Raw genomic sequence first — 12,277 nt, 5'->3', positions numbered from 1 at the left:
AGAAGGTGTAAATTTATCCTTCTTTCACACGAAGATTGATTACACTTGTGATATCTTGATAGATTTTCACTGGTACATCAATCAATCCAACTGCTCGAATCGGAGCTTGTACTTGAATATGACGTTTATCAATCTTAATTCCAAATTGCTTTTGCAATTCTTCTGCAATTTTCTTATTGGTAATAGAACCAAAGGTACGGCCATCTGGACCAACCTTTTCAACGAATTCTACAACCGTTTCTTCTGCTTCAAGTTGAGCTTTAATTGCTTTTGCTTCTGCAATCATCTCAGCGTGAGCTTTTTCTTCCGATTTTTGTTTACCACGAAGTTCACCCACCGCTTGAGCAGTTGCTTCTTTTGCTAAATTCTTTTTGATAAGAAAGTTTTGTGCATATCCTGTTGGTACTTCCTTAATTTCGCCTTTTTTACCTTTTCCTTTAACATCTGCTAAAAAGATTACTTTCATTCTTCTTTCTCCTTTTCCTTTATTTCATTGAATACAATTTCCGTCAGTTTTTCACCTGCTTCTGACAAGGTTAAATCCTTAATTTGAGCTGCTGCCAAATTAAAGTGGCCTCCACCTCCCAGCTCTTCCATAATCCGTTGTACATTCAGCTTACTACGACTGCGAGCTGAGATAGAGATAAATCCTTGTGTATTCTTCGCAAGAACAAAACTCGCTTCAATACCTGACATAGCTAACATGGCATCTGCTGCCTTACTAATAACAACTGTATCATAACATTTCGAGTCCTTAGCCTCTGCTATTAGTACATCTGAACCTAATTTACGCCCCTGTAAAATCAGTTCATTGACCTCACGATATTCTTCAAAATCTGTCGCAGCAATTTCTTGGATAGCAATACTATCACTTCCTCTCGTTCTGAGATAGCTAGCAACATCAAATGTCCGACTAGTCACTCGTGAGGTGAAATTTTTAGTATCCAACATCATACCAGCCATTAAAACACTTGCTTGCATACGACTCAAACGATTTTTCTTAGAATTCTGGAACTGAATCAATTCCGTTACCAACTCACTGGCACTACTTGCACCACTTTCGATATAAGTAATAACCGCATTATCTGGAAAATCCTGATCCCGTCTGTGGTGGTCGATGACGATGGTTTGGGTAAATAAATCATAAAAATCTTTTGATAAAGTTAAAGCTGTCTTTGAATGGTCTACAAGAATCAACAAAGAACGATTGGTCACCATCCCCATTGCGTCCTTAACAGACAACAACTTTGTAACTCCTTCTTTTTCTAAGAATGAAACAGCTCGTTCAATATCCGGCGACATTTGTTCTTCGTCATAAATAGCATAGCTATTTTGAGTCACATTGCTGGCAAATAACTGCATACCTACAGCAGAACCCAAAGCATCCATATCTAGATTTTTGTGACCAACTACAAAAACCTGATCCACACTCCGAATCTTATCTGAAATAGCTGTCATCATAGCGCGCGTACGGGTACGGGTACGCTTGATTGACGCAGCAGATCCACCACCAAAATAAACTGGATTTTTCGTTTCGTCGTTTTCCTTGACAACCACCTGGTCGCCACCACGCACTTCAGCCAAGTTCAAGTTGAGCAAGGCAACTTTCCCTATCTCATCATGATTTCCATCACCATAAGAAAATCCCATACTTAAAGTCAAGGGCAACTGTCTCTGTTTCGACTCTTCTCTGAAAGAATCAATAACAGAAAATTTATCGTTCATCAATCCCTCAAGCACCGTGTAGTCCGTAAATAGATAAAAGCGATCCATACTCACTCGACGGGAGAACATGGCATGTTTTCCAGCAAATTCTGAAACAAAATTGGCTACAAAACTGTTAATATGACTAATGTCAGACTCCGATGTTGCATCTTCTAAATCGTCATAGTTATCAACGGAAACAATTCCAATAACCGGACGACTCGTCACTAACTCAACAGTCGCTTCGTATTCTCCAGACACATCAAAGAAATAAAGAACTCCAGATACCTTATCCATATGAACCGAATAACGAATCTCACCTAAGGTGGCATAAGAACCTGGATTCCCCACAGAAGCCTTTATAATTGTTTGAATTAATGCAACATCAATCTCGCCCACTTCATTCGTCAAAATCAATTCAGCGTAAGGATTGAACCATTCAACTTCACCTGACGATAAGTCTAGTTTAATAACTCCGACAGGCATATGTTCTAACAAGGTTGTCAAACTATCTTCAGCTTGGTGGTTTACATACTGGATTTGTTCTACCTCACTCTTTGAGTAGTAGTCTCTCTGATGGATGAATAGTAAAATATATGAACCCAAAATAAGTAGCAAAAGAAATAGCGTTACCAGTGTATTCGTTACAAAAACAAGTTGCACAGACAGCACTCCGAACGCCACTATTCCTAATATTAAGGGGAAAATAGGACTTGCATAAAATTTTTTCATTCCAAACCTCTTGGCACCCATTATACCATAATAACCACCAAAAAGCGACTTTTTAAAAGTGTAATCAATAATTCTATCAATTATAAGAAAAAGGAGGTTTACAATCCAGTAAACCTACCTTTACACATATTCTAATTAAGATTCTTTAACTTCTAACAGACCAATTTCGCCATCTTCACGACGATAAATCACATTAGTTGTTTGATCTTCAACATCAACATAGATAAAGAAATCATGTCCCAATAAATCCATCTGTAGAATAGCTTCTTCCAAATCCATTGGTTTTAAATCAATTTGTTTTGAACGAACAACTCTAGACTGGACAACATTTGTATCTTCCACCAAGGCATCTGTAAATAATTGACTAGTTGCCACCTTGTTTTTATTTTTACGTTCGATTTTTGTTTTATTTTTACGAATCTGACGTTCAATTTTATCAGTTACAAGGTCAATTGAGCCATACATATCTTGAGATACATCTTCTGCGCGAAGAGTAATTGAGCCAAGCGGAATCGTTACTTCCACTTTAGCAGTTTTTTCACGATACACCTTCAAGTTTATTCGAGCATCCAACTCTTGTTCAGCTTGAAAATACTTTTCGATCTTTTCGAGTTTAGAAACTACATAATCACGAATTGCTTCTGTTACTTCTAGGTTTTCACCACGGATACTATATTTAATCATATGAGTACCTTCTTTCTAAACATTTTTGTTTTTCTGATTTCATTATAACGCTTTCATTTTGTTTTTGCAAATTTTTTCCTCATCTTACAAGGGAAAATGTTTTTACGTCCTCAGCACCAGCTTCTTCTAGCAATCTCTTCACACGATTTATAGTTGTTCCAGTAGTATAGATATCATCTATAAGTAGGATTTTTTTAGGAATAGTGACTCCACTTTTAATAAAGAAAGGAAGTTCTGTTGCCAAGCGTTCTGAACGATTTTTAGAAGAACTGGCCCGCTCTTCTCTCTTCTCTAGTAAGTCTTGAAAAGAGAATCCTGCTGCGTCAACTAAACCTTCAACCTGGTTAAATCCTCTCTCAAGCAATCTTTCAGGACTTAGAGGAATGACGACAAATTGATACTCTTTGTACTTTTTCAACTCCTCACTTAAAAAGGAAGCGAACACTTTTCTTAAAAGGAAGTCCCCATCAAACTTATACCGACTGAAAAAATCCTTCATAGCTTGATTGTAAGTAAAAATCCCTCTATGACGGACCTCAATTCCTTCTTTACACCAAAATTGACAATCTTGACACTTTATTGACAACCCTGTTTTCATACAGTTTGGACAGTACTCTTCTCCAATTTTCTCAAAAGTAGAATCACAATCTAAACAAAGACAGGAGACATCATTCCTCATAAGTAAGAGACTACTAAAAGTTAAAACAGCCTTCATAGTCTGTCCACACAATAAGCACTTCATAGACCCGCCTCCTTATTCATCTGCTGAATTTCCATAATTGCCTTCTTGATTGAAGCATTTAACCCATCATGGAAGAAAAGCAAATCTCCTGTCGGTCTATCCATGCTTCGCCCAACTCGTCCACCAATCTGAATCAAGCTAGACTTGGTAAAAAGGCGATGATTGGCCTCTACTACGAAAACATCCACACAAGGGAAGGTAACTCCACGCTCCAATATTGTCGTACTGATAAGTATTGTCAGTTCTCCATCTCGAAAAGCTTGTACCTGCTCTAATCTATCTTCTGTTACAGAAGATACAAAGCCAATTTTCTCATTTGGAAATTGCTCTTGTAAGATTTCTTTTAACTGTTCCCCTTTCTTAATTTCTGACGCAAAAATGAGTAACGGATAACCTGTCTTTCTCTGCTTCTCAATATAGGACTTTAACTTTGGTGACAATCTACTTTTCTCTAAGCAATGATTAAAATCCGATAACCAAACTGGTTTTGGAATAATCAACGGATTTCCATGAAACCGTCTTGGCAAACTCAATCGTTTTAATTCTCCGATGCGAACCTTCCTATCTAACTCATCGGTCGAAGTCGCTGTTAAAAAGATTCTCAAGCCATTCTCCTTTACACTATTCTTGACAGCGTGGTAAAGCGTGGGATTGTCAACATAAGGAAAAGCATCTACTTCATCCACTATCAGCAAATCAAAAGCTTGATAAAACTTCAATAACTGATGGGTCGTCGCAACAACTAATGGTGTTCGAAAATACGGCTCTGATTCTCCATGTAGGAGGACTATCTCGCAAGAAAAATCCTTTTGCAGGCGCTTGTACAGCTCCAAACAAACATCTATGCGAGGACTAGCCAAGCATACTGCACCACCCGCATTGATCACTTTAGCTACTACTTGATAAATCATTTCTGTCTTTCCAGCTCCTGTTACCGCATGTACCAAGGTTGGTTCTTGCTTATCTACTGCTTGAATCAATCCCTCTGACACCTTCTCTTGAAAAGGAGTTAATTGGCCACGCCATTTAAGAACATCTTGCTTCGGAAAATCCTCCTGTGGGAAATAGTATAAAGCTTGATCACTCCTAACTCGCTTCATAATTAAGCACCCCCGACAATAATAAGCACCGATAGGTAAATACCATTCTTCTAGAATAGTACTATTACAACGTTGACAGAAAAATTTCCCCTTCTCCTTTCTCATTGCTGGAATGTTCTCTGCCAACTTACGTTCCTCTTCTGTTAATTCATTCTCAGTAAACAACCGACCGAGATAATTTGGATTTACTTTCATACTTCTTTATTCGTAAAAACCTAGCGCTTTAGATAATTTTTTAGTACAATTAAATCATGGAATTTAGAACAATTAAAGAGGACGGTCAAGTCCAAGAAGAAATTAAAAAATCGCGCTTTATCTGTCATGCAAAGCGTGTTTATAGCGAAGAAGAAGCTCGGGACTTTATTACTGCCATCAAAAAAGAACACTACAAAGCTACGCATAACTGCTCAGCCTTTATTATTGGGGAACGTAGTGAAATTAAACGGACAAGTGATGATGGTGAACCCAGTGGTACTGCTGGCGTTCCCATGCTTGGAGTACTAGAAAATCACAATCTTACTAATGTCTGTGTAGTAGTGACACGCTACTTTGGAGGCATTAAGCTAGGCGCTGGAGGATTGATTCGTGCTTACGCCGGCAGTGTTGCCTTAGCTGTCAAGGAAATTGGTATCATTGAAATAAAGGAACAAGCTGGCATTGCTATTCAAATGTCTTACGCTCAGTACCAAGAGTACAGTAACTTCCTTAAGGAACATGATCTCATGGAACTTGAGACAAACTTTACAGATCAAGTCGATACGATGATTTATGTTGATAAAGAAGAAAAAGAAAATATTAAAGCTGCACTGGTGGAGTTTTTTAATGGAAAAGTTACTTTAACTGATCAAGGTTTACGTGAAGTTGAAGTTCCTGTAAATTTAGTGTAAACAAAGGAGAAAAATATGGCATTTGGAAAATTCATTCAAGGACTCGCTGGTAACCTTAGCGAGCAAAACAAAGAAACTCTTATCAAAGAATATGGACAATATCTACTAGAAAATGAAGAAATTCAAAGTGGATATAAACTGATTCGTGACTCAATTATATTTACAAATATCCGTATTATCTTTACAGATAAACAAGGCGCTACTGGTCGTAAGATGTCCATTAAATCAATCTTTTTAATGAACATTATTAACGTTGAAATGGAAACTGCAGGAGCAGGTATAGATGATAGTGAAATAACGATTACTTATCTAGAAAATGTTTTTCTAAAAGCACATAATGAACATTTTAGTACTCATAAATTTGAATTCCCTAAGAAAACGGATATCGTTCCACTTTACACCTATTTACTAGAATTAGCTTATCACAATCGCTTGAAAATTAATGGCTTAGACCTATGATATAAAAAAATCCTATCGCTTCGATAGGATTTCTATATTTTACAAATGGTATAGATAGCGTTATACTAGAAATATCTTATACAAAGAGGTATTCATATGTCTATTTATAACAACATTACTGAATTAATCGGTCAAACTCCGATTGTTAAACTCAACAACATCGTGCCAGAAGGGGCTGCGGACGTCTATGTAAAGCTTGAAGCATTCAACCCTGGTTCTTCTGTAAAAGATCGTATTGCTCTTAGCATGATTGAAAGAGCTGAACAAGACGGTATTTTGAAACCAGGTTCTACAATTGTTGAAGCAACAAGTGGAAACACTGGTATTGGACTTTCATGGGTAGGTTCTGCTAAAGGGTATAAAGTCGTCATCGTTATGCCTGAAACTATGAGTGTAGAACGACGTAAGATTATCCAAGCTTACGGTGCTGAACTCGTCCTAACTCCTGGTAGTGAGGGAATGAAAGGTGCTATTGCTAAGGCCCAAGAAATCGCTGCTGAACGTGATGGTTTCCTCCCACTTCAATTTGACAATCCAGCTAATCCAGAAGTACACGAAAAAACAACAGGAGCTGAGATACTAGCTGCTTTCGGTAAAGATGGATTAGATGCCTTTGTTGCTGGAGTTGGTACCGGTGGAACGATTTCTGGTGTTTCTCATGCACTCAAAACAGCAAATTCTAACATTCAAGTTTTTGCAGTAGAAGCAGATGAATCTGCTATTCTATCTGGTGAAAAACCTGGTCCTCACAAAATTCAAGGTATCTCAGCTGGATTTATTCCTGATACACTTGATACAAACGCTTATGATGGTATCGTTCGTGTAACATCAGACGATGCTCTCGCACTTGGCCGTGAGATTGGTGGAAAAGAAGGATTCCTTGTTGGTATTTCTTCAGCTGCAGCTATCTATGGAGCAATTGAAGTTGCTAAGAAATTAGGTACAGGTAAGAAAGTCCTTGCTCTAGCACCAGATAACGGCGAACGTTATTTGTCTACAGCACTCTATGAATTTGAAGTGTAGTCTCCTAAATGCACTTAGCCCTTATAATAGGGCTTTTTATTTATACCTTAAAAATAGAAAACTCTCCCTATAAGAATCTACTGCATAGAAAAAAGGAAGCAATTTAGCTTCCTTTTTATTATTAGTTATTCAAGGCTGCTGCCATTGTAGCTGCAACTTCAGCTTCGAAGTCGTTTGCAGCTTTCTCGATACCTTCACCAACTTCAAAGCGAGCGAACTCAACTACTGAAGCGTTAACTGATTCAAGGTATGCTTCAACTGTCTTGCTGTCATCCATGATGTAAACTTGTGCAAGAAGTGTGTAAGCTTGGTCAACTTTAGTGTTGTCAAGCATGAAGCGATCCATTTTACCTGGGATAATTTTGTCCCAGATTTTTTCTGGTTTACCTTCTGCAGCCAATTCAGCTTTGATGTCAGCTTCAGCTTGGGCGATCACTTCATCAATCAATTGTGATTTTGATCCATACTTCAAGTGTGGAAGAGTTGGTTTGTTAACCATTGCACGGCTTTCGTTGTCTTGGTCGATTACGTGGTTCAATTGTGCCAACTCATCTTTAACGAATTGCTCATCCAATTCTTTGTAAGAAAGAACTGTTGGTTTCATCGCTGCGATGTGCATTGACAATTGTTTAGCAAGTGCTTCGTCTCCACCTTCAACAACTGAAATAACACCGATACGTCCACCGTTATGTTGGTAAGCTCCAAAGTGTTGTGCATCTGTTTTTTCAATCAATGCAAAGCGACGGAATGAGATTTTTTCTCCGATAGTTGCTGTTGCAGATACGTATGCAGCTTCAAGAGTTTCACCTGAAGGCATTGTCAAAGCAAGTGCTTCTTCATTATTAGCAGGTTTTCCTTCAGCAATAACTTTAGCTGTAGTATTTACCAATTCAACGAATTGAGCGTTTTTCGCAACGAAGTCAGTTTCAGCGTTTACTTCAATAACTGCTGCAACATTACCGTTAACATAAACACCAGTCAAACCTTCTGCAGCAACACGGTCAGCTTTCTTAGCTGCCTTAGCCATACCTTTTTCACGAAGCAATTCAATCGCTTTTTCGATGTCACCGTCTGTTTCTACAAGCGCTTTTTTAGCGTCCATAACACCGGCACCAGATTTTTCACGCAACTCTTTTACAAGTTTAGCTGTAATTTCTGCCATTTTGATTCTCCTATATTTTTAAAAATAGGAGAGCCGGGCTAAGCCCCGCCCTCCTAGGTAATTACTATTTATATGAATTAAGCGTTGTCGCCTTCTACAACTTCAACGATTTCTTCGATTGAATCTGCTTGAGCTTCTGAAGCTGCAAATTCTGCTTCAACTGCTGCTGCATCTTCACCTTGACGTCCTTCGATGATAGCGTCAGCCAATTTAGCTGTGATCAATTTAACAGCACGGATAGCGTCATCGTTAGCTGGGATGATTACATCGATATCATCTGGATCTGTATTTGTGTCAACCATCGCTACAACTGGGATTCCCAATTTTTTAGCTTCTTTAACAGCGATTTGCTCTTTATGTGGGTCAACTACGTACATTACATCTGGAATACGAGGCATATCTTCGATACCACCCAAGAATTTTTCAAGACGTGCACGTTGTTTGTTAAGAAGTGCAACTTCTTTCTTAGGAAGAACTTCGAAAGTTCCATCTTCTTCCATACGTTTGATTTCTTTCAAACGAGCGATACGTTTTTGAATAGTTCCCCAGTTAGTAAGAGTTCCACCCAACCAACGGTGGTTGATGAAGTATTGACCTGAACGTACTGCTTCTTCAGCAACTGCATCAGCTGCTTGTTTCTTAGTACCAACGAACAATACAACGGCATCGTTAGCTGCTGCATCACGCATGAAATCGTAAGCTTGGTCAGCGTATTTAACAGTTTGTTGCAAGTCGATAACGTGGATTCCGTTACGCTCAGTGAAGATGTACTTAGCCATCTTAGGGTTCCAGCGACGAGTTTGGTGACCAAAGTGTACACCAGCCTCAAGAAGTTGTTTCATTGAAATTACTGCCATGAGTATTTCTCCTTTTTGTTTTTTTCCTCTTCTTGACTTCAACTCGCAAAACGACCCAAGGGCAACTGTTTCACAATTCATCAAGAATGAGTATTATCGTTCACACGACAAGTTTCATTTTACCATACTTTTTCAATATTTTCAAGCTATTTTTAGTAATATCCATTAAAAATTAGATTGGTAAAAAATATAAAAGAGACTCAAATAGAGCCCCTTTGTATCTATTAATTTGGATAAATGTAACTAACATATCCTGGGTAAGATGATGGATTGAACCAACCACGATAATTTCCGATTGATCTATTACCAGCGTAATTTGATTCTGATACTTGAATACGTGTTGATGATTCAACAGCTGTCACAACTGCTACATGACCATAACCGCCATCATTCCAACATGCAATGGCACCAACTTGAGGTGTAGATCCTGTACGGAATCCTGCTGCAGCTGCACTTGTAGCCCACTGTGCTCCATTACCCCAGTAGTCTCCAGCCCAAGGCGCCAATGTTTTAGCTCCCCATGTACACTCACCAACTGGATAACTTGAAGCATTTGTACTGTATGTTGGACGTTGTTTCACTGGTGCAGGAGTGTAGCTTGTTGATTCTGTTGAAGTACTGCTTGAAGATGATTCAGACGAACTAGATTCAGATGAACTTGATGATGATGTAGATACTGCTTGAACCTGCGCTGTAAAAGTTGTATTTCCAGAAGCAACTACTGTTTGTTGTTGACTTGCTTGTTTAGCTTTGTAAGCTGCTTCTGCTTCTGCAGCTGCTTTAGCTTCTGCTTCCGCTGCAGCTTTTTTCTCAAGTAAACTTGCTTTTTCATCCTCTGCAGTAGCCTTTTCAGCAGCAAGATTCAATTCTGCAGCTTTCAACTCAGCTTGTTTTGTAGTTAATGATTGAGCATCATCAGCTAGTTTTTGCTGATTTGCAATAACCGTATTAATTGCATCATTGTTTGCTACTTGTTTTTCAGAAATAGCTTTTTTATCTGCTTTTTGTTGTTCCAACATTTTGTTGTTTGCAGATACGATTTCACTCATTGCAGCAACACGTGAAATAGCTTCTGTAATTGATTTTGAGTTTACAATTGTATTAATGTAATTTGTTGCAGCTCCATTTGTTTGAGCACTACGAGCTTGTTTTTGTAATGAATCATTGCGAGATACAATATTCTTAGAAAGTTCTGTAATTTCACCCTCAAGCTTTTTAGATTCTTCTTGTAGTCTATCATTTTCAGATTGCAAGTTTGATTGCTCTGTTTGAATGGCAGATACTTGCTCCTGAACTTGATCAACTTGTTTTTGGGCTTCTTGTTGTTGTGCTGTTAAGTTACTAATTTTATTATCTTGAGCAGCAATTTTGTCATCAGTCGTTTCTGCATGCGCAGTTGTCAAAACAGCTGCTTGAGAAACCATTACTGTACTTAGTAAAAGTGACGCTAAGATTTTTTTCTTCATATTTCGTAGATACTCCTTCTTTTAAAGACATTACTAGTATACCAAAAAAAGGCCTAATGAATATTACGCCTTTGTTACATTTTTATTTCTTTCTTATAGGTAAATCTTTTCAAAAATAAACTGAAAAATAATCATCCATATAAGGTTCAAAATCATTGATGGTACTAAACTATAGACTATAAATAAAGACATACTATCCACAGTTAAACCTACCACTAATGCAAGTATATAAGCTCCCATCTCAAATAGAAAAGTCATGACAATAATTGCCAACATTCTCGTCCAACGATTCAATAAAATAACGCTATTAAATTTATGGAGAAATGCCCCCAATAAGACGAACAACAAAGTCGCAATCCCTATCAAGTGGAAAAAGTAAATGTCATAAACCAAACCCACTACAAAACAATAAGCTAAATAGAAATACTCTGATACTTCAATCGTCTCAAATAAGAGAAACAAAAATAGAAAATGACTGGCTAACTGTACATGGGGAAAAAATGAGCCCAAAAGCTGGCTAATATGGGCATCAATTAGAACAAAGAAAGGAAGCAATAAAAATACTCCAACTCGCTTCAACTGTCTCATTATGAATTCCCCACTAATTCTATTACACTCACATTATGAGTATCTGCACTTAATTTAACTGTTACTTCTCGTGTCAAGTAGTCAGTACTATGCGTTGTGGCAACCACTTCACCAACAGGAATATCAGCAACATTAAAGTTTCCTAATCCACCAGTTGTCACCTTATCTCCCGCACTAATATCGCTATTACTATTTAATTGGCTAATTTTAAGAACTTCATTTTCTTTGTCATAGCCAACAATAATTCCATAAATTGTAGTAGAACCATGCTGAATTTTAACAGAAATCTTATCAGCATTTTCCGTATTTGTCAGAAGGTTGACCATGGTAGAGTTCTCCTCTACTTTTGAGACACTCCCAATCAAGCCACCATTTGCAATTGCTAACATATTCTCAGAAGCCCCTTTTGATTTGCCTGCATCTAAGGTCAACTCCTGCTTCCAAGATACCGGAGAACGCATAATAACATCTGCTGCCAAAGTCTTTGTGGCTTGCAACTTGGACTTCATATCAAGCAATTGGCGCAGTTGTTCATTTTCCGCCTTTAAACTTTCCGCCTCATTTGATTTAACTTCTAATTGGTAAATCTGTTTCTTCAAACTTTCATTTTCATTATAAGTTCGTGTCAAATGAGCCAAATCTGATTTGACAGAATCAAACCACTGAAAAGGTTTTTGAACAACTCTATCAACCAATGAGATTCCATCTCCTAATTTTGTCACAATTGTACTTGAATAAGTCGTCGCTAAGAAAGCTGACACAAGCAGAACAATGACAAAAACAATAATGACATATTTTGATTTTTTAAAACGGTTCATATCCCTACCTTTATATCAAAAACTGTTACAGTAATTTTTTATGAATTCCTGAAAG

13 protein-coding genes are annotated in these 12,277 nt (G+C 37.8%); 3 read left to right on the top strand and 10 right to left on the bottom strand.

Annotated features, from left to right (window positions below; genetic code table 11):
• Positions 1-13: 13 nt before the first annotated feature.
• From rplI to N5909_RS04055, 5 genes are all read right to left on the bottom strand, one after another.
• Positions 14-466: a 50S ribosomal protein L9 gene (gene rplI, locus N5909_RS04075; RefSeq protein ID WP_000864214.1), complete on the bottom strand. Its 453-nt coding sequence runs from the start codon at positions 464-466 to the stop codon at positions 14-16.
• A complete protein-coding gene (locus N5909_RS04070; RefSeq protein WP_271630850.1) occupies positions 463-2,436 on the bottom strand; it encodes a DHH family phosphoesterase in 1,974 nt (657 codons plus the stop codon). The genes rplI and N5909_RS04070 overlap by 4 nt, the downstream gene beginning before the upstream one ends.
• Positions 2,437-2,571: 135 nt before the next feature.
• Positions 2,572-3,120 (bottom strand): ribosome hibernation-promoting factor, HPF/YfiA family, encoded by a 549-nt coding sequence (gene hpf / locus N5909_RS04065; RefSeq protein ID WP_033682502.1) that lies wholly within the window; start codon positions 3,118-3,120, stop codon positions 2,572-2,574.
• A 79-nt stretch (positions 3,121-3,199) separates the two neighbouring features.
• Positions 3,200-3,862: a ComF family protein gene (locus tag N5909_RS04060; RefSeq protein WP_033682504.1), complete on the bottom strand. Its 663-nt coding sequence runs from the start codon at positions 3,860-3,862 to the stop codon at positions 3,200-3,202.
• Positions 3,859-5,157, bottom strand: a complete 1,299-nt coding sequence (locus tag N5909_RS04055) for a DEAD/DEAH box helicase (RefSeq protein ID WP_033682507.1) — start codon at positions 5,155-5,157, stop codon at positions 3,859-3,861. Before N5909_RS04055 ends, N5909_RS04060 begins: the two co-directional genes overlap by 4 nt.
• 56 nt (positions 5,158-5,213) lie before the next feature.
• Here N5909_RS04055 and N5909_RS04050 point away from each other — a divergent pair, with 56 nt between their 5' ends.
• The 3 genes from N5909_RS04050 to cysK all read left to right on the top strand — a co-directional run bounded on the left by N5909_RS04050 (position 5,214) and on the right by cysK (position 7,331).
• Positions 5,214-5,849 (top strand): YigZ family protein, encoded by a 636-nt coding sequence (locus N5909_RS04050; protein WP_033682509.1) that lies wholly within the window; start codon positions 5,214-5,216, stop codon positions 5,847-5,849.
• A 15-nt stretch (positions 5,850-5,864) separates the two neighbouring features.
• Entirely contained in the window at positions 5,865-6,308 is a 444-nt protein-coding gene (locus N5909_RS04045) for a PH domain-containing protein (RefSeq protein ID WP_020902288.1), read from the top strand.
• A gap of 96 nt (positions 6,309-6,404) precedes the next feature.
• Positions 6,405-7,331 (top strand): cysteine synthase A, encoded by a 927-nt coding sequence (gene cysK, locus N5909_RS04040; RefSeq protein ID WP_271630849.1) that lies wholly within the window; start codon positions 6,405-6,407, stop codon positions 7,329-7,331.
• A gap of 121 nt (positions 7,332-7,452) precedes the next feature.
• Here cysK and tsf read toward each other — a convergent pair whose 3' ends face one another.
• The 5 genes from tsf to mreC all read right to left on the bottom strand — a co-directional run bounded on the left by tsf (position 7,453) and on the right by mreC (position 12,222).
• On the bottom strand, positions 7,453-8,493 hold the full coding sequence (gene tsf / locus N5909_RS04035) for a translation elongation factor Ts (protein WP_271630848.1): 1,041 nt from the start codon (positions 8,491-8,493) through the stop codon (positions 7,453-7,455).
• A gap of 77 nt (positions 8,494-8,570) precedes the next feature.
• A complete protein-coding gene (rpsB, locus tag N5909_RS04030; protein ID WP_000268459.1) occupies positions 8,571-9,350 on the bottom strand; it encodes a 30S ribosomal protein S2 in 780 nt (259 codons plus the stop codon).
• 224 nt (positions 9,351-9,574) lie between these two features.
• Complete coding sequence (gene pcsB / locus N5909_RS04025) at positions 9,575-10,816, bottom strand: peptidoglycan hydrolase PcsB (protein ID WP_033682514.1); 1,242 nt, start codon at positions 10,814-10,816, stop codon at positions 9,575-9,577.
• A 93-nt stretch (positions 10,817-10,909) separates the two neighbouring features.
• Positions 10,910-11,404, bottom strand: a complete 495-nt coding sequence (gene mreD / locus N5909_RS04020) for a rod shape-determining protein MreD (protein WP_033682515.1) — start codon at positions 11,402-11,404, stop codon at positions 10,910-10,912.
• On the bottom strand, positions 11,404-12,222 hold the full coding sequence (gene mreC, locus N5909_RS04015; protein WP_033682516.1) for a rod shape-determining protein MreC: 819 nt from the start codon (positions 12,220-12,222) through the stop codon (positions 11,404-11,406). The genes mreD and mreC overlap by 1 nt, the downstream gene beginning before the upstream one ends.
• Between the last annotated feature and the right edge of the window lie 55 nt (positions 12,223-12,277).

Source organism: Streptococcus gwangjuensis, assembly GCF_028156745.1.
In the GTDB taxonomy this organism is placed as follows: domain Bacteria; phylum Bacillota; class Bacilli; order Lactobacillales; family Streptococcaceae; genus Streptococcus; species Streptococcus gwangjuense_A.
Note: the sequence above shows the minus strand (reverse complement) of the source record. Positions and strands in the feature narration are given on the sequence as shown.